The organism is Geofilum sp. OHC36d9 (assembly GCF_052400685.1).
GTDB lineage: Bacteria > Bacteroidota > Bacteroidia > Bacteroidales > Marinilabiliaceae > CAZHHH01.
The window spans coordinates 82,724-108,164 of the sequence record NZ_JBQTGJ010000001.1 but is presented as its reverse complement, the minus strand read 5'-3'; the positions used below and the strand labels follow the sequence as shown (position 1 = coordinate 108,164).

At 37.0% G+C, this 25,441-nt stretch carries 12 protein-coding genes and 1 pseudogene; 8 read left to right on the top strand and 5 right to left on the bottom strand.

The window, feature by feature from the left end; all coding sequences use genetic code 11:
• Positions 1 to 16: 16 nt before the first annotated feature.
• From ACT3CD_RS00415 to ACT3CD_RS00400, 4 genes are all read right to left on the bottom strand, one after another.
• A complete protein-coding gene (locus ACT3CD_RS00415) occupies positions 17 to 3,289 on the bottom strand; it encodes a SusC/RagA family TonB-linked outer membrane protein (RefSeq protein ID WP_444641858.1) in 3,273 nt (1,090 codons plus the stop codon).
• Positions 3,290 to 3,302: 13 nt separating this feature from the next.
• Positions 3,303 to 5,879, bottom strand: a complete 2,577-nt coding sequence (locus ACT3CD_RS00410; RefSeq protein ID WP_444641856.1) for a hypothetical protein — start codon at positions 5,877 to 5,879, stop codon at positions 3,303 to 3,305.
• Positions 5,880 to 6,537: 658 nt separating this feature from the next.
• Complete coding sequence (locus ACT3CD_RS00405; RefSeq protein WP_444641854.1) at positions 6,538 to 9,015, bottom strand: immunoglobulin-like domain-containing protein; 2,478 nt, start codon at positions 9,013 to 9,015, stop codon at positions 6,538 to 6,540.
• 61 nt (positions 9,016 to 9,076) lie between these two features.
• Positions 9,077 to 11,842 carry a glycosyl hydrolase gene (locus tag ACT3CD_RS00400; protein ID WP_444641852.1) on the bottom strand — a complete coding sequence of 922 codons (2,766 nt, stop codon included), beginning with the start codon at positions 11,840 to 11,842 and terminating at the stop codon, positions 9,077 to 9,079.
• Between the two features lie 724 nt (positions 11,843 to 12,566).
• On the opposite strand from ACT3CD_RS00400, the gene ACT3CD_RS00395 reads away from it, so the two are divergent.
• The 8 genes and pseudogenes from ACT3CD_RS00395 to ACT3CD_RS00360 all read left to right on the top strand — a co-directional run bounded on the left by ACT3CD_RS00395 (position 12,567) and on the right by ACT3CD_RS00360 (position 23,466).
• Positions 12,567 to 13,736 carry a glycoside hydrolase family 43 protein gene (locus ACT3CD_RS00395; RefSeq protein ID WP_444641850.1) on the top strand — a complete coding sequence of 390 codons (1,170 nt, stop codon included), beginning with the start codon at positions 12,567 to 12,569 and terminating at the stop codon, positions 13,734 to 13,736.
• 128 nt (positions 13,737 to 13,864) lie between these two features.
• Positions 13,865 to 15,805, top strand: a complete 1,941-nt coding sequence (locus ACT3CD_RS00390; protein ID WP_444641848.1) for an alpha-L-arabinofuranosidase C-terminal domain-containing protein — start codon at positions 13,865 to 13,867, stop codon at positions 15,803 to 15,805.
• Between the two features lie 10 nt (positions 15,806 to 15,815).
• Complete coding sequence (locus tag ACT3CD_RS00385; RefSeq protein WP_444641846.1) at positions 15,816 to 17,996, top strand: family 43 glycosylhydrolase; 2,181 nt, start codon at positions 15,816 to 15,818, stop codon at positions 17,994 to 17,996.
• Positions 17,997 to 18,158: 162 nt separating this feature from the next.
• On the top strand, positions 18,159 to 20,183 hold the full coding sequence (locus tag ACT3CD_RS00380) for a DUF2264 domain-containing protein (RefSeq protein WP_444641844.1): 2,025 nt from the start codon (positions 18,159 to 18,161) through the stop codon (positions 20,181 to 20,183).
• Between the two features lie 262 nt (positions 20,184 to 20,445).
• Positions 20,446 to 20,724 (top strand): DUF6508 domain-containing protein, encoded by a 279-nt coding sequence (locus ACT3CD_RS00375; RefSeq protein WP_444641842.1) that lies wholly within the window; start codon positions 20,446 to 20,448, stop codon positions 20,722 to 20,724.
• A gap of 14 nt (positions 20,725 to 20,738) precedes the next feature.
• Positions 20,739 to 20,831 (top strand): annotated as a pseudogene (locus tag ACT3CD_RS00370) (DUF6508 domain-containing protein); the annotation flags it as partial.
• 700 nt (positions 20,832 to 21,531) lie between these two features.
• Positions 21,532 to 22,077 (top strand): hypothetical protein, encoded by a 546-nt coding sequence (locus ACT3CD_RS00365; RefSeq protein WP_444641840.1) that lies wholly within the window; start codon positions 21,532 to 21,534, stop codon positions 22,075 to 22,077.
• 63 nt (positions 22,078 to 22,140) lie between these two features.
• Entirely contained in the window at positions 22,141 to 23,466 is a 1,326-nt protein-coding gene (locus ACT3CD_RS00360) for a hypothetical protein (RefSeq protein WP_444641838.1), read from the top strand.
• 260 nt (positions 23,467 to 23,726) lie between these two features.
• Here the strand turns inward: ACT3CD_RS00360 and ACT3CD_RS00355 are convergent, their stop codons facing one another.
• The gene (locus tag ACT3CD_RS00355; RefSeq protein ID WP_444641836.1) at positions 23,727 to 24,659 is read right to left on the bottom strand and encodes a DUF1848 domain-containing protein; all 933 of its coding nucleotides are present in this window, start codon (positions 24,657 to 24,659) and stop codon (positions 23,727 to 23,729) included.
• Positions 24,660 to 25,441 lie beyond the last annotated feature (782 nt).

Sequence of the window (25,441 nt, the reverse complement as noted above, 5' to 3'; positions counted from 1 at the left end):
TACCTTACTTTATTGATTAAAATGAAACGGTTAAGCCAAACGTGAAATCCTTGGACCTGGGGGTCTTATTTTCATCTTTACTGACGCTAAATGAAGAGTATCCGACCTCGGGGTCAACACCAGTATATTTTGTCAATACAAACAGATTATTAAATGTTAAATACAGACTAAACTGCCTCATGTTGTATTTCTTTAATTTTTCAGGAGAAATAGAATAATTAAACGTCAAATACTTAAGGCGCAAGAATGAGCCGTCTTCAACATATCGGTCACTACCTAGCCAGTTGTATCCATATTCATTCAAAGCTCTCGGTATTTCTGTTACATCACCATTTTTCCGCCATCGCCAATTAACCGCAACACTTTGATTATCATTATAATACATATTCTCAGCATACATACGCGCAGCATTAACGATTCGATTTCCATAACGAAAATTAAAAAATGGTGTCATGGCAAAGCGTTTATACCTGATTGAAAACCCAAAACCACCATTTATTTTCGGATTTGAATTACCTAAATACACAATATCCAACTCGTCTATTGAGCCATCGTGATTAATGTCCTCATAAATGGCATCTCCCCCTTTAAACTCATAAGCATTACTGCGTCCATAGGCAAAATACATGGGAAGAGGACTTCCTGTTTCATCGGTAAAAACATTTCCATTGGCATCTCGAGCTACAGGAGCGTTCTCCTGAACTCCGGGAATATAGTCGTTGTATTGATAAACGCCTTTATATTTAAAGCCATAAACCGAACCATAAGAATTTCCCTCCTGAATACGAGATAAATAGCTACCATTGGCGTAATCGAAATCACCATTATAATTTTCAAGAACATCGTCTCTAAGTTTAACAATGGTGTTTTTGTAATTGGATAAATTAAAATTGAAATCGATTGAAAAATCTTTTGCTTTAATAGCATTATTAGTGTAAAAATTGACCTCCCAACCATTATTATCCATGGTTCCAACATTTTGCCATGGTAAGGATGAATAACCTGATGAAGTAGGCATTTTTAAATTTTCAAATAATAAATCCTCAGTATGTTTATTATAAAAATTAATATCAAACAAAAACCTGTCATCAAAAAATCCCATATCGAGGCCATAATTCAAAGATGTCGTGGTTTCCCATTTCAAATCAGCCAACTGAAGCGTTGTCGGTCGGGTGGCAGGCATTCCGGCATAACTCCCATAGGAACTGTAACGACTAAAATGTAAATATTCGGCGTTGGGCTGATTTCCACTAATACCCCAACTAGGGCGAACAGCAAACATACTTAACCAACTATTGGAAAAATCCATAAACGTTTCATCAGAAATAATCCATTTGGCCGAAATTCCAGGAAAATTTCCATACTTTCTGCTATCACCAAATTTAGTACTGCCATCCCTTCTAAACGTCAAACCCAATATATATTTTGATTTAAAAGAATAATGCCCCCTGAATAGTAAGGCGTTTGACCGGTATGCCGAACGACTGCTTGAAATACCAGACAAATAACCAATAGCCGTAGGATCAACAATTTCACCTGAAGGTAAATTGGCTGTGGACAGACCTTGACTGGAGCTATTCCCAGTTCTCATTTGATATGAACCATACAATAATAAACTATGATTAGGATTAACCAATTTTGGTTGCCAGGTAACATTATTATCCATCATCACAGTCATACTTTCCGAGTCGGCACTCTCGGCTAGGTTTACAGCTTCGTTATCCCATTCAAGATTGGATACTTCACGAGGCAGAAACTTCGCAACCTTATTGTTATTAACATCAAATGAAACATATATATTGTACCGAAGTGTTGACTGTAAGGGATCCAACAAATCATACTGCAACCTGAAAGTTGGCAAAATACGGTAGTTCTTTAAATTATTGGTAGCCAGATAAGCCAACGCAACAGGGTTTTTTAAGTCTCTTTGAGATTCATGAAGACTAGAAGATCTCATAATATTATAGTAATCGGAGGTATTATTCCCGTTCATATCCTGGCGGTAAACACCAACATTAGGCATTTTTTTATAAGCAATTTCTAACAAATTCTCATAATTTCGATCGTTATCGGAATAGGTAAAAGAAAACTCCGAAACGAATTTAATTCGGTCAGAAACAGCATAATCCAAATAAGCCCTTGAAGAAATCCGATCCATCTTCTGCCCAATTACAGTCCCAGTTTGAGTAAGAAATCCACCTGAAACACGATAACGAGCCTTGTCTCCCCCTCCCGACAAAGTCAAATAATGGTCATGCTTATATCCAACCTGCGTCACTTCACTAAACCAATCAGTATTATTATTAAAGTTTTCATATTCCGAAAAGTTAGGATCATACATTAGTTCCCGGATGTTAGCTGCTGATTCATTTTGATGCGGATTAAAGTAGGCCTGTTTCATCAACATTGTGTAATCATCGCCATTTAACATTTTCAATCCTTCTGGTTGCACAGCCCGGGTTAACCTATAGGAATACTGTATGCGTGTAGGACCTCTAAAACCCTTTTTAGTATTAATTACTAAAACTCCATTAGCCCCTTTTGAACCCCAAATGGCTGTTGAAGCGGCATCCTTTAACACCGTTATTTCATCGATATCGTCGGGATTTATACTTAACATATTAGCGAATTGCTCCTGGTTTGCATTTGCAAAATCAAAAGAAGGATCAATTTCCACTTCATAAGGAACTCCATTTACAACAATTAAAGGTTCTGTATTAGAGTTAATGGATGAAATTCCCCGGATGCGCATCGAAGTTCCACTTCCTAAGTCTCCCGAATTGCCAACAATGTCCAAACCTGCTATACGTCCCTGAAGGGCGTCATCAACAGATGTTATCTGTAACCCATCAAACTCCTTGGTACTTATAGTTTGAACAGCTGTTGACACTTCCCGCTGAGGAATTGAAAAAGTCCCATCATTATGGGTCTTTGTGGCAGTTACAATGACTTCATCGACCTGCTGAGACTCCTCCTCCATTTTTACGTTAATAGTGCGTTGGTTACCTATTTCAACCTTTTTTGTAACAAACCCTATAAAACTTAATACCAGGACGTTGTTTGGATCTTTTATTTTAATAACATAGTGACCATTAATATCAGTAACTGTAGCACTTACGATTCGCTTTGTTTTGTCAACTTCAATAACATTAACTCCAATCAATGTTTCTCCGCTTAATTCACTTGTTACAGTACCCTGCACGAGAAATTGAGAAGTGGTTGTTTGTCCCGATAACATCATAGTAAAATACAAACAACAGAAAAAAAGGAGTCCTATTTTCATTTTCATATTCTTTTTCATTTTAGTCTTCATCTCTAAATATCAATACGTTGTCAACCTGATGAATTACCGCCGATGAAGAGGTTGTTATTCGCGATCCTGAATAAGCATTCCCTGTTCCGGATCCATCTATCTCTTTGTACGTTAATGGATTTACGTTAAAAATGTAATCCCTCGTAATAATATTATAAAGACCATTATCTTTAATAACATGTGCGCTTCCACTGCTTTCCGTCTCCAAATTCAAATTACTGCCATCGCCGCTTATTCCGAGCTTGTAATATTTATTTTTATAAGTTCCAAAAAGTGAGGGCGTATCATCCAATTTTATTGTGGCTGTCTGAAAAGTTCCAGTAACGCTCTCACCACTTATGAGCAAAGCATTATCCTGAAAATGATATCTTAAAAACCGTTCCAATTGTTCCATCGCTGCATTCTGTTCTTCCAACGACTCCATATCATTAATACCAATAATACCTTCTCTGGATTCCCACGGATGGATAATACCCTGATTAATGGCCTGAATAACTGCCTCATTTGTAGGGACATATACGGTGTAGTTGTAAGTGTTAAAAAACTTAACATTATAATCGACACCGAAATAATTATTTTTCTTTACAAAAATGACATACTCTGAAGTAGAAGGAAATCCAGTTAACAGATTAAAAAACTCACTAAATTCAGGTGTTTGACTTAAAACACTGTAAACAGATCGTAAAGGAGCCTGAATGGGTTTGTCTATAAAAAAAGTTTTTCCGTTATCCTGTTCATACATTTCGGTGACGTTTACAACTTCATTACGCTCAATATCTCCACCTCCCTGCACTTTTAGTTGTAAACCACTTCCATTAATATGCACCAGAGTTCCTCCCTTACTCAAAAAATAACTCTTTCCGGATTCAACATCTCCCACGATTACATGGGAATCAAGCAGGTCCCAAAGCCGATTAAGAACCATATCACTATATTCAGATGTCGAAGAAGAGCCATTATACATAATAACCCCTATGGAATCGCCTATGACTCCTGCATCTTTATCGTAACTATAAACAGTCGCATTAACACTGGCGGTTTCAGAATCATACCAAAACTTCAATGCACCAGGCACATTCTTCGAAATACTAAAAGGATCTATATATTCCTTAAAATAATCATCGGTCGGAACAAAAAAGCTATATCGACTAACTAACGAATTTAAATAAAAGGTATAGTCCAGTTTATTTATAACCCAGTTAAATATTTTGGTATTTTCCCCAAATAAAACTGGTGCATAAACCGAGACGTAATCGTTAGGCGGATAAACCTTATTGGTTTCATAAACCAAACCATTAACACCGATAAAAGTATTTTCAATATCAGAGGTTGAAATAGGAATTGGATTATTTTGGCTATCACTCATTTTGTCAAAACGACTTGGGACTGATTCCAAAAAGGATCGGCGCATGTGTCTATCCAAAAATTTCATGACAATATGATCTGGAATATCATTCCATGTTCCAAAACGATTCTTCAATACCTGACCGCTACCCGAATTTAAATAATTAGTCATAGCCTCATCGTTTGGTGCAAGTATGGTCGCCATGTCGCGCTGAAGAGCCCCATTTGAATAACTATTCCAACCCGGGTCAAAGGGTAAAAGCAGATCGCTGCTGATACTTGTTAAATCAGGGTATTCAGTAGTTCCACCTACATTTGAAAAATACTTCTTAACGTATAACTTGTCATTAAAATCCGGATAAAGCAGTTTATAATCTTCGTCTATGGAAGAAACGTAATATGGTGCACTAAATCGTTCCAGTAAGCTGGAAAAAATTTGTGTTGACTCTCTTCCACGAATATAATCTGCTATATTAACCGGTGGAATCATCACTTCTTGTAAGACGTGTACATAACCATTTTTGCAAGTAATATCCTTTTCTACAACCTTAATATTAAATACATGTGCTTCACCGCTGACTCGTTCAACGCCAGTAATAAGCTTAAAATCTTCATTACTAATACCAGCATTGGCCAATGTATTATCAAGAAAATAAACAATAGGCTTTGAGGTATTATCTTTAAGCAAATGAATGCCAGACTCTCTGTATTCATCCCAATAAAAGTTTGTAGGCAACACACTACCACCTTCATAATATACACTATCAAAAGCTGAATTAGCAGTAGTTCGACGTAAACCAGACCCGATTTGCAGAGATCCATCGTTATAATTTGATAATGTCTCTATCAAATAAGCATTATCAATCATTCCGAAATTCAAAATCAGTTTTTTCTGTGCTGTTGTTAGATCATCATATTCATTTACACCCCACGAATTGTTTTGATAAAACCGATCAAAAGCATCGTCATCAGCAACAAATAATGTTTTACTACCAGTCTTAGCCAATACCGAAGTATAACCTATATCATTTATTAACTTTACATAATTTGTGAAGTCGCCTTGTTGATCTAAATAATCATAAATACTTTCACCCAACCACTCTGGCTCCTTTTCGTCATACATATAATCGTCTTTGCAGGAAACAAGCCAGAGAGTCCCAACAATTAACAGATAAATCCAAAGGGTGTATCTTACATTTTGTTTCCAAAATTTATTTCTCATTGTCCTCTTTGATTAAATAAAACATCAACTTTAAAAGAAAAACTTCTTAATAACCGAGTAGCACCACCCACTCTTAAAAAAAACGCCCAAACCGATTTACAAACCTTTCTTAATTTTTGAATTAACCACACTCCCGGGCCAAATCAACACGATATGCATAGGTTCAATAAACTAGCACGATTTTGAACTCCACAAATATAACCGGCCAACATTTCATTATTTTACAAATTTTCGATTTATGCTATAATAAATTTGATTTCAAACAATTGCCAATTAAGTTATAATAAGTTGTCAATCAAATAATTACATTATTTACATCTATAATAACAGTTTTAAAAAAAGATATAAAGCATAAAAAGATGTAATAAACTGAAATTTATTAATGAAGGGAAAAGAGTATTGGCTAAAGTCATTAGTGTATATAAAACACGTATCCAAAATAGAACTTTTAATAAAAAAATAACCTAGTAAAAACCGAGAAAAATAAAGTCTAATGGCGTAAACAAGTATTGTTCTGACAAGCATAAAGCCGTTATTAGAATCTTATTATTGTTACTAAACAACTTTATCAAAAGCATAGATAACCTTCATTGTGAATCTGAATAATCGATTCGCCAAATAAATTATTTTACAACCACTTGCATATTACCTGAACCATTCATTGTATAATAAAAACGTGTCGACCAACAGTAAGATTAAGGTTTGTATATACAATAAGATATAAACCCGGATCCAGATGGGATACATTTATAGATGTCAAGGCATTATTTAAATCATACCTCATCAAAAAATCTCCTGTCGAGCTATATATATTTGCAGTAACCGAAGCTTTAATACCGGAAGCATTCAACACATTTAAAACGTCTTTGGCTGGATTCGGAAATAAAGAAAAGTCAAGAGATGCAGGGTTAAGTATTCGTTGCTGATCAAAGCCAGAAGGAGTACCCCATTTCTGTATTAACCGTTCTTTTTCTTCTGCCGTAATAGGTATAATACTACCGTGTCGTGGCTGAAAGTCCATAGAAACATCCTGGTCACAAATCGAAAAATCCAGTAGATCTTCACTCTCTGTAAATTGGTATTGGCCAGCCATATAAACATCATACATTAAAATGTAAGTATCTGAATTAATTAAGCGAAACACTGAAGAACCTTCCACTGCCATATCAGTTTGCTGAAGATACTGGTCATACAATACATAACCCTCTGTTAAATTATCTGAAACAGCCTTTTTTATTCCATTTCCCGTACCTTCTGTTTTAAAGAAGAGATGAAATTTACCATCCTTTTCTATAATGTCCCCATCAATACATGAGCTATTGGACGGATGATAAAAAAGCTGAGCCGGGACTGATTCAAGATCAGTAAAATCACTATTGGCGTAAGCATAATAAATGATATCAGGGTTATCGCCATATTTCATAGACCAATAAATCATATATTTACCAACCTTACTGTCATAAATAGTCTGTGGCGCCCAAACTCTAAGCAAATCTTCTTGACCAGGAAATCGATTTTGGATGTTAACAACACTCGACTCCCAATTAATCAGATCCTTTGATTTTAAAAGCACCATGGCCCGATTAGAACTCCAGCCATTGGCTGAAACCATATCAGTTGCCGTCATATAAAACCAACCATCGTTACCTCTTAAAATATGAGGGTCTCTTACACCTCCCGTAGAACTTATTAATTGTGAGCTTATTACCGGATTATTACCATTAAGAGAAGTATAGCTATAACCATCGTCACTTAAAGCAAACCGAATAGCTTCCTGATCACCAACATTTCCGGTAAAATAGACAAATAAATAAGCCTCACAACCCTCATCTTCAGCAATATATATATCAAAAGTACGTATTTCTGAAACATTGCCTTTTGAGATGATGGCTGATAGAGTTACAAGCCGTTTTCCGGATCCGTTGGGGGATAATTTAACCAGATGTCCGCTAGAAGTCAAAAAAGACTCTAAATCAGAACTCCATGTTATGGTTGATCCTTCATTTCCAATTTGGGGTAACACCAGATCATTACGCAAATTATTAATATTTCCTTCGATTTTCAAGTCAGCCGCATCGTGCTCAACAGACGTCTCGTTACTAAGCAAGGCAATGACAGTCGCTCCATACGATTTTGAATAAGAAATGTCGCCCTGCGAAAATACGGCCGTTAAAACTACGGTAGTATTATCTTCTCCGATGGCGGGCCTTACCACACTACCATCATCTGAAATGATTGATGGGTCAGACGATTCCCATGTTATTGAAATAGCGTTCCCACTGTGCAAAGGCAAATTTAAATCCGAAATCACATAATCCAGCCCATCCATAATTAGGTTTGCAGATGCAGCTTTAAGACTCAGCTCTATTTGTGCGTTATTTAACGCTACTGTATTTGACGCCAGCAAGGATATTTCTTCATCTGATAAGGCATCGGTATAAATTTTGAAATCAAAAAGGCTAGCATTTTTTAAATATACATCTGAGCTATATAGTGAACGACCTAAATAATTATACAATGTAGTCCCCAAATCTTTTGGCTTAATGGTAACCTCTTCACTAAGAATGAATTCACCGTCGATATACAAACTACCAGTATTACCATCCTGATTATATACAATGTGCTTCCACTTCCCGCTAGGGAAAATATCTCCAATATTTACAACCTGCTCTCCGGCCCAATGTGTTAAGGAGATAGCATATTTTTGACTATTAGCACTAAAAAAAAAGCCGCCATTCTTATAATATGCCATGTTGTTTGAATTCCCAAATGCCCAGACAAAATTACCAGCCGCGCTCAAGGTACTGGATTCATCCACATAAAGATATACAGCAATTGCGTAGTTATCTAAAGACGCAATTAAGGAACCGGTTTCTTCGCCCATATCCAGATAGCCATTGGCATCTCCTAGTTTTAGAATATTGAATTCACCTAATTGACAGACAGATGCTCCGTTTTTAAGGCTTGCATTGTATCCATTATTCGCATCATCAATCACCATAGTGCCATCAGAAGAAATATTTGAAAATGAATAATACAACTCAGGCGAATGACTTTGACCAAAAACACATACGGGAAAGACACATAAAATAGCTAAAACAAAAGCAATTCTATTATTGAACTTCAATATATTCATTTCATTCATTTTTGTTAACTCAATATCCTGTTAAGGGCTTACTTATAAAAATTAATGTGTTTTATTTTTTCACAAATTTACCAACCCCATAAGGCGATTTTATAAAATAGATCCCCGCTGGTAAAAAAGACACGCTTAGACTGTTCTGCACATTTGAAACATCTACCTGATTTCCTGACAGATCATACAACTCAACATGCGTAGGACTTTTAAAATTGAAATAAATATTGTCTGAAACCGGGTTGGGATAAAAAGGCAGATTATTAGTATCACGAGTATCAATATCAGATAATGGCTGTTGTTCTCCAACATCCATTATTAACCATCCTACATGATCCTTTTCCACAACAGCCAAAGAACCAGACATTTCTCTTTGTTTAAACAAACTTATCTCACTTTCATCCGAATAATAATATCGCATGGTAGATGCAAAGTCGTTTGATTCTGTAAGCAATCCTGCAAAAACCGCAGGCTCTATATAACTATTATCAATGGGCACAATAATTTTGTCAGCGGCTATATCTTCGCCATCTTCAGTTCGTCCCACGGTAACTCTAAAACTTCCAATTATTCCCTGCCCACACTCAATAGCCAAAAAATTAATCTTTTCAGCTAACGTAGGTGAGGTAACAGCTTCTTCTGATTTCAACCGAACTTCAAATCCAGTTTTAGAAACATTTCGCAATGCAACTGTTGTTGCAAAAGACGTGCTATTAGAAACCTGAGTGCATAAAACCACTGGCACTGTTTCAAAAGATTCTTCAAAAGTAACCTCTTGCCAATTTTTATCCATCCCCGAAACGACGCCTGCGATTCCTTTCAACCCGCTAAAATTATAGACTCCTTCAGGCATAGCAAGCACAGACAGATTCTCTGATTTCGAAAAAACCGGTGTATTTAAATAATTCCAGGGATCGAATTGAAACAAAAATGAAGTCGTTGATACAGAATTAACCCGTGTCGTAATAGGCATCACATTGTTGAAGGATGGGATACCAGAAATAATGATTGGAGCCGTTTCATACTTCTCAGCAAAAATTGATTGCACCCAATCTGTTGTTCCAACAGAAAATGTTGCTGCCTGAATACTATTTTCACCACTTGTCTGATAGTAAGACACTTCATTTGATACAATATTGGTTCCTTCCACAGTTTTAACTTTTAACCTGTAACTCACCGATCCCCTAATGTCCGAATCCAATGGATCCACAAACGACAGTACAGAAATATCGTCAACATTATATATTTCTTCATATGCACCGCTGTTAACTTTCTTTTCCAAAATAAAACCTTTTGCTAAATCACCATTAGTGTTATTCCAACTTAATCTAATTGTATTAGAAAGAGTTAGATGTCGTAATGAAAGTGACGGTTGCAAATAATTCCACTCAGGAATAACATCGTTATTACTGTTATAAGCGATTCGTGAATTATTATTAGCATAATATTCGCCTGCAAGCGTTAGTTCACCGTTAAGAACCATAGCTCTGGCATCCTCAACCCAATTATAAATAGAATAACGCTCAACAAAACTAGCTGTATCCAGAACTTCCAAAATAGCTTTTAAATCATTCAACTGCTTTTGAGCATTCGCGTCAGTATATTCAGATGGATCATCAGGCCAAGATGACTCTGTTGTCCAGTTGGCACCGTTATTCCACTCGGTAATCCATATGGGTCGACCAGTACGATTATGTATGTATTTCAAATCATTATACCACTGCTGTGCACTCTTCCCTCCCCAATAGGCATGAATAGCTACAAAATCAACCCGATAGTTTAGCTCATCACATTTGTCAATGAAATTGAATAGGGACCAGCTATTAAATGGATCTGAAGTGGCTGGTGCTCCCAAGCGTAATCCCGAAGCCATAAATTGGGGCCACATTGCCAACGCATCATCAAAATCAATATTTGACTGGTCAGGACGATCCGGCTCGTTAAAACCCAGAAGATGAGTAACATTAGTTTTACTATTAATATCCGACCAACTAGGCCATCCTGAATTTTGTTTTATTACAGCATACTCAACATCAAAAGATGTGGAACCTCCAGCACTCCAATCATAATACCAAGTAGAATTAGTCATCTCATACTCATCCTGATTCCAACCTGCCCAACCCTTTTTTGTAACCCATTGGTATTTAAATACACGGATAAAGGAGACATTGGCGTTCAAAAATTCTGGCATTACTTCAATGTCCAAATCTGTCGTATCAGCAATAAAAACACGACTGTATCCACTCCCATCAGACTCCGTTGCCAAAGTAACCATATACCCTCTTTTAAGTTTAAAGGATTTAATGGCATTATCAAATTCTCCCAAATTATTATAATAAGTATGAACACCATATTTGGCAATTTTTCCACCATAATTTTCGTCTGTAAAAACTGATAATGGCTTATATGTATCAGCGTGCGGCATCAATACGGTACCTTGCGCATAAATAGCAATACGTCCATTGGTACCAGTAACAAAAGCGGCCCCATTAACACTAATACGATCAAGAAAATGTTCAACTACGAACGAAGGTTTCAAATTGTCAAAAAAAACCCACGCATCTTCATGATTCAAAGCAATTGTAACACCTGCGGATAACGGATTATCTGATGAAGTGATATGCAATTCACACGCTTCTTCCAAAACACGACTTTCGGTAAGTGTTGCTGTAGTTTCAATTTTAGCGGCCAGGACGCTTCCATTAAACATAAACCAAATCATCACAACCATCATCAACCTCACATAAGAAGCAAACTTTAGTCCAGACCTGCTGAAACATATTTCATTTAAAATTTGGCTATTTTGATAATTTTGTGACTTTTCCATAATTAATTATTTTCACTAAAATCCATATTAATGTTTTTGGTAAATAGTTTCACAAAATTAACACTTACGTCCCCCACTTTATATTTCAAAAATGAAATTTGCTATAACTAATTCGTATTGTGAAAACTTTTCATCCACAAAAAAAATCAAGGTTCACCATCGCGTAAATTCATCATATCTAAAAATTTAAACTCATAGATTTTGAAGCAAGTAGAGAACCTTCCTATACTTTGCATACATCATAACAAATGGAATAAAATTATTCGAATGCTATTATAATAGATGGAAACACTCTAACAGGTCTTTAAATAGAAAAAGCAAAAATCTCACCGACACTTTATAGTGTCTATAATAAACAGTTAGTAGGCTTTGCGAACAGCTAAAACCGACATTATTAATCCCATGAAATTTCGATTAATATTAAATTTTGTTCTAAATAAAATCAAATTCGTGATAATGTCTAAGCGCCAAATGTGCGTTATTTGGTTGACATTAAAAAATTGAAATTGTAAATCAAAAAGCAAAACAATAAACATTGTTCAAATCGACAATTATTTCTAACGAGTGCCTGTCCGTAAAGTCCTGAGGTTAAGCTACACAGAATAATTCAAAGCTTGCGCAACTCAATAAATGAGAGTATACAATTGTAAACCATTATTTTGCGAGCAAGAGTAACGAAAAAAAAGGCATTTTTTATTGACACTAACTACAATTTATAAATAAAATGCACCCACAAACAAAAAAATACGCACATCCAACAATAGTAATAGTAATTGCAATTTTAACATTAGCAAACACATTTACAATTAACTCACAAAACGTCAAGCCTTACAATTCCTTTCGTCCCGGAGAAGTCTGGCTTGACACCGACAGTACGCACATAAACGCCCATGGAGGCGGTATTTTATATAATAAAGGCGTTTATTATTGGTTTGGAGAATTCAAAACCACAGGTGCAAAAGGAAACACAGCACAAATAGGCGTAAGCTGCTATTCATCGACAGATTTATATAATTGGAAAAATGAAGGTATCGTCCTAAAAGTGTCTGACGAAAATGGCTCAGAAATTGAGAAAGGATGCGTTATTGAACGTCCAAAAGTCATATACAACAAAAAGACAAAAAAATACGTGATGTGGTTTCACCTTGAATTAAAAGGGAAAGGCTATAAGGCTGCCAAAACAGCACTGGCTGTAAGCAATCATGTTGTAGGACCTTATCACTTTGTAAAATCTGTCCGCCCAAACCAAAAACAATGGCCGCTAAATTATCCAGACACATTACAAACAAAGAAGTATCCCAAAGATTTAGAATGGTGGTCCCCGGCCTGGTATACCGCAATTGATGAAGGACTACTTCTAAAACTCGATTTCGAAAAAGGACAAATGTCGCGCGATATGACTCTCTTTGTAGATGACGATGGTAAAGCATATCACATTCACGCCGCAGAAGAAAATCTAACGCTTCAAATTTCTGAACTTACGAATGATTATCAAAATTTCACCGGAAAATACATCCGTCTTTTCCCAGCTGGGCACAACGAAGCCCCTGCCATATTCAAAAGAAATGGCATCTACTATTTGATGGCTTCAGGCTGTACCGGGTGGGCACCAAACGCAGCCCGAATGTTTAAAGCAAAATCAATCTGGGGACCATGGAAAAAATTGGGCAACCCTTGCATCGGTCCTGAGGCCGACTTAACATTCAAATCTCAAAGCACATACATATTACCGGTAAATGGTAAAAAAGACAGCTTTATTTACATGGGCGACCGCTGGCAACCCAAAAACCCAATTGATGGCAGGTACATTTGGCTCCCAATTCAATTTAAAAATGATCAACCAATCATCAAATGGGAGGATGAATGGATGCTATCAACTACACATTCAAAATAAGGCATACTTCTATAGAAAACCATTATTTCGGCAAAAAAGGGATCAATAACTATCTTTGCTCAGATTTATGTGTATTTTTAAAAAAATGAGCGTTAAAAATTCAACAATAATCATATAAAAATAAAACTATGAAGGTCGGAATTACACTCATCATGTTAATAGTTTGGACTCAACTCATTTTTGGGCAAAAAGAATTTGTAGTGGAGATCCGAAAAACGGGAGCAACCATACAGCCAGAAATGTATGGAATTTTTTTTGAAGATATAAATTTTGGTGCCGATGGGGGGCTATATGCGGAACTGATCAAAAACCGTTCTTTTGAATTTTACCATCCATTTATCGGCTGGACGCCATTTGGAGATGTCAAAATACTAAATGAAAACCCTTGCTTCGATAGAAATCCCAATTACGTTCGTTTTCACGAACAAGGCTGGCGTTCGGGAACAGGATTGGAAAATGAAGGATTTGTAGGCATTGGATACAAAAAAAATAACACCTATAATTTCTCATTCTTCGCACGAGTACCCGATAAAAAAGAAAAAAAATTCAGAATTGAACTAATCGATTCCAATGCAAACATTATAGGTAAAGCTTACATTCAGGTTAAAGGCGCTAATTGGGAAAAATATTCATGCACCATAAAGGCTTCAGCCACCGAATCAAAAGGAAAGATCAGACTGGTACTCGAAACACCTGGAATAGCCGATTTAGACCATATATCATTATTCCCATCTGAGACATGGAAAAACCGTCCCAATGGACTCAGAAAAGACCTGGTTGAAGCATTATACGACCTTAATCCTGGAGTCTTTCGTTTTCCCGGTGGCTGCATAATTGAAGGCAACACACTAGAGACAAGATACCAATGGAAAAACACCCTCGGTCCGGTAGAAAATAGACCAACCAACGAAAGCCGCTGGAACTACACCTTCAAACACCGTTTCTTCCCAGATTATTACCAAAGCTATGGACTTGGATTCTACGAATATTTTCTACTGTGTGAAGACCTTGGAGCAGAACCTCTCCCAGTTGTTAACTGTGGTTTAGCTTGTCAGTACGAAAGCAAAGAATGCGTGCCACTCGAAAACTTAACACCTTATATACAGGATGCGCTTGATTTGATTGAGTTTGCCAATGGTTCACCATCCAGCCAATGGGGTAAAGTGCGCGCCGAGATGGGCCATCCGCAGCCCTTCAATCTTAAAAAAATAGCCATAGGAAATGAACAATGGGGTGAAATATATGTAGAAAGACTGGTCAAATTTATCGATGCCATTCGCAAGACTTACCCAAAAATAGAAATTGTAGGAGGTTCAGGACCCGTACCCGATGGCGACAAATTTGACTATTTGTGGCCAAAAATGACGGAACTAAAAGTTGATTTAGTGGACGAACATTACTATAGAAGCCCCGAATGGTTCCTGAAAAATGCAGACAGATATGACAACTACAATCGCAAAGGACCCAAAGTTTTTGCCGGAGAATATGCTGCGCATGACAGAAATCGCAATAACAACCTGCGCTCTGCCTTGGCTGAAGCTGCTTTCATGACAGGACTTGAACGCAATGCGGATATTGTTCAGTTAGCAACTTACGCACCATTGTTGGCACATAAAGATGCCTGGCAATGGAAACCAGATATGATTTGGTTTGACAATCTGTCGGTGGTTCGCACCCCAAACTATTATGTACAGATGATGTATGCCAATAATTCAGGAACCAATGTGCTGCCAATAACTCTTAATGCGAAACCAATTTGTGGTCAGGACAGCCTCTATGCCAGCGCCGCAATCGATACTAAAACTTCTGAAATAATCCTGAAAATAGTAAATGCCTCTGACGTCATTCAAAACATTAATATAAAATTGGAAGGTTTGAAAAAAGGGATTAAAAATAACGAAATTAAACTAACGACCTTGCACACCAACAATCCCGACGAAATAAACACTTTTGAAGCCCCCTTGACCATTGTTCCGGCCCACACTTCCATACAGGCAACTGGCAACAAATTTCAATTAACGATGCCGGGAAATGCGTTCTATGTATTCAGACTAAAAATTAACCTATAAAACAAATACTATGACAATCAACTTAAAAAAGAAGTTATTAACCCCAGTATTTTTTCTGCTGCTACTAACCATCGCAGGATGTACAGGAACGAACCAAAAATACGAAGGATACCTGTTTACCTATTTTACCGGTAATGGACCTGGTGAGGAAGCAATACGCTTCGCCATCAGCTCCGATGGCTATAATTATAAAGCCCTAAACAACAACCAGCCGGTTTTGGATTCAAAAAAAATCAGTACCTCAGGCGGTGTTCGCGATCCACATATACTCCGCAGTGCAGATGGTAAACACTTCTATATGGTGGCAACCGACCTCTATGTACCCGAACAGGGATGGAATAATTTTGCGATGATTCTGATGAAGTCTGACGATCTCATACAATGGGAATCTTCAGTAGTAAATATACCCGAAACATTTCCTGAAAAATTTGGCGATGTGCACCGTGTATGGGCGCCTCAGACCATCTATGATGAGAAAACAGGTAAATACATGATTTATTTCTCTATGAAACAAGGCAACCAGGCCGACATTATTTACTATGCCTATGCCAATAGCGACTTCACAGCTCTCGAATCAGCTCCTCAACAACTTTATTATCCACCCGTCGAAAGCAATACCAAGGCCTGTATTGATGGCGACATAATACCCTTTAACAACAAATATTACCTCTTTCATAAAGCTGAAGATGGTAATCCCGGAATTAAACTGGCTATTTCCGATCAATTAACTGAAGGCTACAAACTGGTAAGCGATGAACGTGTAGACTGTGAAAAATACGGCGTTGAAGGTAGCGGTATCTTTAAACTCAATAATACAGAAGAATACATCCTGATGTACGATGTATACACCAATGGACGGTATCAATTTACCAAAAGTTCCGACCTGCAACATTTCGCTGTGATTGATGAAGAGATTTCCATGAACTTCCACCCTCGCCATGGCACGGTTATGCCAGTTACAGCTAGGGAACTAAAGCGACTCATTCAGGAATGGGGTAAAATTGACGGCTCATTAATTGAAACGAAGTCATCAGAACTAAAAACATTGAATGTTGACTTCAATGAAACAGCCAAAACAATTCACCTACCGGTTAAAAGCCATGCAGACATTGCCAATCTGGATCCACAATTTCAAGGTTGGCCGGGCATCACAATAACACCCTCCGGTCCGCAAAATTTTTCCAATGGTCCTGTAAACTACACCTTCACGATCGAAGGAAAAGAACCCACAATTTTTCAGGTATCTGCCTCAGCAGATCACAACCCGGTATTGGAAGGTTACTATGCTGATCCGGAAATTCTTTATGCCAAAAAAACCAACAAATTTTACATCTATCCAACCACCGATGGATTCACCGGCTGGTCGGGATATTACTTCAAGGTGTTTTCATCTGACAACCTGGTTGACTGGACCGATGAAGGCACCATTCTGGATCTGAAAAAAGACGTAAGTTGGGCCAACAGAAACGCATGGGCACCATGCATAGTGGAAAAAAAGATCAATGGAGAATATAAATATTTCTACTATTTCACAGCTGCTCAAAAAATTGGTGTTGCAGTGGCAGATAATCCCACAGGTCCATTTACCGACAGCGGTGAGCCTCTCATAAACTTCAAAGCTTTAGGTGTAAACCGAGGACAGGAGATAGACCCGGATGTTTTTACAGATCCCAAAACCAACAAGAGCTATCTGTATTGGGGTAATGGATACATGGCTGCGGCAGAACTAAATGATGATATGATTTCGATCAATCAAAAAAGCATAAAATTGATGAACATTGACAATACCTACCGTGAAGGCACTTATGTCATAGTCCGCAACGACACATACTATTTTATGTGGTCAGAAGACGACACCCGAAGTCCCAATTACAAAGTAAGATATGCAACATCCGAGTCCCCAATGGGCCCATTAAACATCCCCGATAATAACATTGTTATTCAGCGCGATTCTGTTAGCAACATATTTGCTACAGGCCATAACTCAGTCATCCAAATCCCAGGTAAAGATGAATGGTATTTGGTATACCACCGCTTTAATTATCCCAATGGTTTAAAAATGGGCAGAGCGGGCGGTTATCACCGCGAAGTATGTATCGACAAACTCGAATTTGATGAGCAAGGCAATATCATTCCGGTAAAGCCAACTTTTAAAGGCGTTGAACCGGTAAACATCGCAAAACAGAATTAATAATCACCTCATTTTTAACACAGTAAAAAGGCTTTTTCATCCGACGACTCAAACGCAACACAATTGAGTCGCCGGATGAATTATGTTAGAGAGAACAGTTTCGCAAAAAACTCAATACCGGTTAATCCTTTTCGGTAACCATTTTATTTAATTGCCACAGACATGAAAAAAAAGTTATTTATCGCATTCATAATACTATTGCTAATCAACAGTTCCTGTAAACCTGGCAAAAGCAGTGATAAAAACAAGAGCAACCCGACTTTTGAACTTGTTACACCAGATTACCAAACAAGCCCACTCACCGGCATGACAAGGAAACATTGGAAAGACGCGGCGCGCTACATCTTAAACGGCGCATTCAGTTATGTCAATGATCTGGATGATCCAATGAAATTTCCCAAACAGCCAGGCAAAAGTTACCCGCTAAAGGAAGCACAAATCCCAACAGAAAAGCTAGAGGGTCTGTGTCGCACGCTATTCATAGCATCGCCGTTGCTACGCGAAGACTCAGCATTAGTATTAAATAATATCAAAGTAGCAGATTATTATCGTCATCAGCTCCTAAACCTCATCGATTCAACCAAAGAGTCCTATATCGCGCCCCGAAAAAAAGGTCAAGGTCCAAACCAAAACCTTGTGGAATTCGGAGCTTTGTCCATCTCTTTGTTTATGGCACCTCAGGTTATATGGGAACCGCTACCGCAAGACAAAAAAGATGCCATTGCGCACCTCATGCTGAGCTACGGTGACGGCCCGACCGTGGCCTCGAACTGGAAATTCTTTAACATATTTGTATTAAGCTTTTTTAAAGATCAGGGTTACAGTGTCAATGAAAACTTGCTGGAAGAATATCTGTCAAAAACGCTGGACGACTATCGCGGAGAAGGCTGGTACAATGATCATCCGGCTTACGACTATTACAGCATGTGGGCATATCAATTATATGGCGTGGTATGGAATGAATTTTTTGGCAAAAAATATTACCCCGATTATGCCGAAAAATTTAAGAGCAACTTTATTGACATGGCTGATAATTACCCCTTCCTTTTTGATAAAGATGGCAAAATGATTATGTGGGGACGAAGCATATCCTATCGAATGGCATCAATCGCTCCCTTTCCATTTGTTGGCCTGATCGACAGCAAAAAATTTAATTTGGGATGGATCAGACACAATGCGTCGGCAACAATTCTACAATTTGTTCAACATCCCGGATTTCTTAAAGACAGTGTGCCAACTCTTGGCTTTTACGGTCCGTTTGAGCCTGCTGTTCAAAATTACAGTTGTCGTGGTAGTGTTTATTGGATGGGTAAGGCATTTCTTGGTTTAATGCTTCCAGAAGATAATCCATTCTGGACCGAAATTGAAAATCAGGGACCATGGACCAACGAGTACAAAAATGACAAAGTATATAATCGTTTTTCCTCTGCGACCAATACACTTATTACCAATTACCCCAATATCGGAGCCTCTGAAGTCAGGGCATGGTGCCACGAAAAAGTCGCCGACGATTGGCAAAAATTCCGCTCAACAGAAAACTACAACCGCCTTTCATATAACAGTAAATTTTTATGGCAAGCCGACAGTCCTGATGGAGCGGTAGCCATGAACTATGTTTTTCTTAACAAAAAAGAACAATGGGAAGCACTGAGACTCTATACCTTCAAAAAATTTGAAGATGGATTTTACTACCGGGATGCTGTTTTAGAAACTAACGAAAATGTAAAAATACAGCTGAGCGAATGTCCCATACCCAATGGCATTTTAAGAATCGATAGATACCTCGGCTCAGACACCATACTCATGCGATTAGGGCATTATGCATTGCCCGAAAAGGATCAACCGATTAAGACCATTTCTCGCAATATCGGTGGCCACAAAGCCATCATTATCGACAATGGAGAATACCAATTAGCCATGGTTACATTAATGGGCTGGGACAAACTTGAAACGGTGCAGATTGATGGTCTAAATCCAGAATCCAAAAGCAGTGTAGTTATTAACTCCACAGCAAAACATATACCCAATAAAAACAAAACGTATGCCTGCTTGATGTTATGGAAAAAGTCCAACGAAGATTGGACCGAAAAAGAACTGATGCCTGTCAGCGATATCATTTCTTCTTCAGATGGAACTAAAATGAATGTAATCTTCACTGATGCGACAGAAAAAAACGTAACGTTTTAATAAGCAACATAAACGGGTTGTCTCAAATGAGGCAACCCGTTCATATTAATAAAAAATCAATTTTTGAATATAGAACATTAATCTCTTCAAATCTTATAACGATAGGATGACTACTGAAGATTTCCTGATAATTAATGACGGATTAAAAAATTCATTAGCTTAGAAAAATAACGGAGTGACAGAATGCGTAAACAAGCCCGCAAAAGGGCACAACTCGTTAACTACAACTACTGAATAACTATAACGCATTAATTGACAATCGATGATAGAATTAGAACAATTTCCAAAATATTTAGCAATGATTAACCGAAACGATTGGGAGAAGCTCTTTGCACTATTACCAGAAATTGAGGATACAAAAGAAATCGACGAAAAAAATGCTGGTAAAAAACACGATGACAGCATTCAAACTGTTCAACATAGCAGTGCCACACAAATAGTGAATAAAACATTCAAAGTCATAAGTGAACTTAGTTTAACCCCTATTTTTTATTGGACAACATGGCAGGAAGAAAAATCCATTCTTAGTGGTAAAATTTAGATTACTCAACATTCGACACAATAACATTATGTAAACTTTTAACGACTATTTTTCGTGCAGACAGATTTAATGACGCATTTCTAATTTTCTGCTTAGCAAAGGCGTAATTGCAAAAATTATAAAAGGCTTAAAACACAACATTGAGAGCCCCATTCAAAACATTGTCTATTCAATAAAATCAGTCCTATTTGGCTTTATACTTCCCATCACGGTAGATGTATGTAATAACTTTGTAACCCAATACTTTAAAACATACTTATCATCGAAACTTTTATCAAAGCCCGCCTGAAGTAAATTTAAGTTGAGCATGATTTCATTTATATAAAAAACACGACTTTTTTCATCGCAAACTGCATTAAATAATGTCTAATCAGAAACTCAGTATGAGCCAAAAAGTTCAAACACAAGGCTTGCACAGTCATAAAAATCAAGGAGTTTACTTTTCGTAAATGACTGTTTTTACGAAAAGCGTAACGCAGTAGTTGACTTTACAGACAAACACTAATTAGAGTCTGTCCATAAACTAAGTGTTTGAAATATAAAGTTCAAATTCAAGGCCTGTGAAGTCATTAAAATCAAGGAGTTTACTTTTCGTAAATGACTGTTTTTATGACAAGCATAACGCAGAAGTTGACTTTATAGACAAACACTAATTAGGGGTAAATTCCTGATTAAGAAAAATTTTATAAGGATGTAATATTTTGTTATTGAATGATTTGCTTATCGTATTGCGTACTTTAATGACTTCATATATTGACTTTTAAAAGAAAAATTTTGAAATTACATAATGCAAATTAAAACCACGATATGCATTATTCTAACCTTATTCCCAAAACCTCTAAAAAGTTAAAGCTACTTTTTCAACGCATCGAAGAATATGATATTCCATCTTCCCGGTTAGACGAAAGTTTAAATAGGACGAAATGGAATATTCGTGATTTTGGTAACAAAAGCAGGTGCGAAGATGGGATTGTGTTTATTGCACAGATATTACATCAATTCGATTTGAGAACCAATACAGAGGAGAGGGAAGACTTCAGTGACTTTAAACAGATATTAAAACATACAGGTACTAATTGGGAATATGTTTTAAGCGATTGGCAAAATGATAGGGGAGTAAACTATGAACGCTCTCTGTTTTTGCTCCATCAAAGAATGGTTTATTTTACAGGATTACCTGCCGATCATGGCGGTGTGATAGATTTTGCCAGGGACGCATTATTGGAAAAATTGTTCCCTGATGTTAGCGCATCAAAGCGAATCTATGGGCTCAGCGATCACTTTCCAATCTGGAATCAGATCGATACCAATAATGAAATGCAAAGATTAGATAATATTATCACTTCTCCATAAATATCATGGGCCGATTTGTGCCCTCCAGCTATCTATTGTTTAATAGTTCCGAAATCTGAAACGATGGCAAAAACCAGACGAAAAAGAAAACATAAAGTTGCTGTTAAAGCAAATAAGGGTTATCCGGTAAAAGACCTAAAATGTAAGACCACGGAATTGGTTAAAGCTTTTAACGTAGAAGAAGCGTATAACCTTATACCTCGTAAAGAGCTTGATATTCTATTTAAGATAAGGACGAAACCATTGACGGTAATGCCTGCTGAAGGCGAACGTCTTCCGGCTAGATTTCTAAAGTGTTTAAGAACCTATACGTGTCAACAATTAAAAAAGACAATGTTAAGCAGTTATGGAAACGGACCTGATGTTTCCCTTTATGATTATTATTTGGTGGGTGAACCATTGCGCTTTTTAATACGCAATTTGGATGATAATTGTAAAAACAGAGATGAGATAATAAATGGTTTTAAACCCTTTATGGAATATGCCGATCGGGAGCCTGTTGATATAGCACAGCAACTGGCCAGAATATCTTCCAATGTTTTCAGCTGTTCCAATTTGGGATTTACCATATTCAAATTTGATTTCGTAATGGTTCCCGGGTTTCCTCCTACCCTCTTTAATTGTTATTATGTAAATGTTCTTAGGCCCGAGGTTTTAAAAGTAAGCTTAGATAATAAAAAACGACCGGCTTATAGAGTGGGGTTTCCTGTTAATGGGGAGATCTTTTGGTCTTATACTCATCCCGTAAATATTGGAATAGCAAGTTCTTTTAATGATTTAAAAATAGATATATATATTCAGGAACATGCGCTAAACCGTCTTAAGGAAAGGTTGGATTGTATTGGATGGGGTATTATTCATCTTAGTTTAATCAATAATTTAATGGATGTTTCAACGGTTACAAATAAAAGAGGGCAGAATTTGATAGAATTTCGCGTGGAAAAAAAGAAGTTAGGCTATTTGGCCTATGAATATACCGAGGGTATTATAGTAATCACAACGTTTTTGTTGTTAACCAATAATGGAACTCCTGAGGGGGACCAACTATACGATCAATTAGGGATTCAAAAAACAGATAAAAAGTACCTGGGCATAGACAAGTTAAGCACCTTTGTCTATTCCGATCTAAAAGAGGATAAGCAATTGGTCAATTTATTTTCTCAGACTGGGTGTTCCAGTCTGTTTGAACTGCCATTAAACATTATGAAGCAGAATGTAGAAACAGAAGACATCGCTCATACGATTATGGACTATCTGGAAATTAATGGTGATGAGATGAAAACAGAGGAAGCAAACGAAATGATGATTCCAGAATTACAATATCATAAAAATCAAAGGACTGGCGAATGTAGTATACGCAGAGGCAAAGCTATTGCCGCAAATTTATAGCAGAATTGCTTTGATTCTGCTTTAAGACGAAGTCAGTTTACTTTTCGTAAATGACTATTTTATGGCAAGCGTAACGCAGAAGTTGGGCTTTATAAACATAGACAAACACTTTTAAATGCCTGTCCATGAAATCGGAAGTTTGACTATAAAGTTCAAATTCAAGGCTTGCGATGTCATAAAAATAAAGGAGTTTACTTTTCGTAAATGACTGTTTTTATGGCAAGCGTAACGCAGAAGTTGGGCTTTATATCAAATTTTATTTAATCGAATAATGAACTCTCCAATAGCGTATACACCCTCCGTTCCCTTATAATGTCCGTATTGCGAACCGCTCCGATTAAAAGAGGCGTCTTATTGTTATGAAGTCCTGAGTTTGCAAGAACTTTTGTGTTATTGTAATTGGCATAGCAATACAGACAATTATGTTTACACGTATTATATTCGCCAATATCAATGCTTTCAATGCAATGGCAGAAGCCTCTTTGGTTTCTGTCCTTTTTAGCTTTTACTTTTTTTCCCGTTATTTTCTCAATGAGCACATCGTCAATGCATTTGCCATTCTTTATCCCTGTGGATGAAACATCACGCGACTCAGCACAGGATTCAATGACCAGATCATAGGCGTCGGCTATCTGTTTTAATAGGGTATATAACTCTATCACCTCCGCCGATGTTGGCTGTCGCACAGAGACTTTTTTTAATCTGGGCACACATTTTTTATAAAAATCAACAAAGCTGACGATGCATTTATCGGTATATGGGCTTAGTTGTTTGGCCAATGCTTCGAAAGAAGCTGTATGGTATTTAATGGAATAGGTTTCACTAAGCAGTATGGGATCATATCGCCAGATGACTCTTTCTCTGCCAATTTTATCTGATAACCGGATAAAGTTGTGGATCACCTCATTCTCTCCGGGAACATTGGGTTCTATCGAAGCATCGTATGGGGTAATTGTAAATTGAACGTAATAGGGGATGGGTGAAACAGCGTCCAGATTTTCCATAAAAAAGGCGGATGGATTCTTTGTCCAAAAAACGATGCAATCGATCACCTCCGGATTTAATCTTATTTTGCTGATGGCATTTCTATTGATGGGGTTACGAACATACACATAGCCTTCTTTTAATCTGTTGTAAAACCATTGGGAATAAAAAGCCGGAATATCGGTTCGTCTGCTTACACTTAGAATCATAATTTATTGTGTTTTTCACCGGAGTGTTCCAAAATGAAGCATTCATGCTATGGTAACTGAACTTTTATCGATTGCGATAACAAATAATATAGTAATCCATCATAAGCTTGTTTGTTTGTCGAAACAGGCAAAAATGTTCCTTTCAGGCTTACGGAGATTGAAAAATATGTAAACGACCATTGGGAAACAAATTTAAAGGAATCATTCTAACAATGACGTCTGTCTATTATTTTAACAAAAGCAGCGTTGGTATTTTTATCAATCCAATAAAACCTGCATAATGGGTTTTAACATCGTTTTTTCCACCTCATTATTATTTCTATTCAGAATATTAGCTCTTCCATTTATTTTTTTGATAATTATTAATTTTCAGTAAATTAGACGATTAGTTTTATTAAAATCATCGTAAGGCCGTTTCAATTTTGGACATTTACAGCAATTGGATTGTAAAACTAATGGCGGCACATATAAAAATAATGATACGTTTAGGCAATGAATTACAATTCGGTTATGATTTTTGTTGCAACTTTTAAATGTCACCCATAGTAATGAAACGAGCCATGGCAATTATATCGCACACAAGAAGATGATTAATTCCGGCGAGTTCCATATGGCAACTGAAAAACAAATTATAAACATATGAAACAAATTAGTGACAATGTTTAGTTTCAATGCGGCTGTCAGATGTCCGCGGCGGCTGTCGACTTTCATTTGGCCGGAAATATCATTAACGGATTTCACTTTTTATATCAGTAAACCAATAATTTGAAATATAAAAGCAG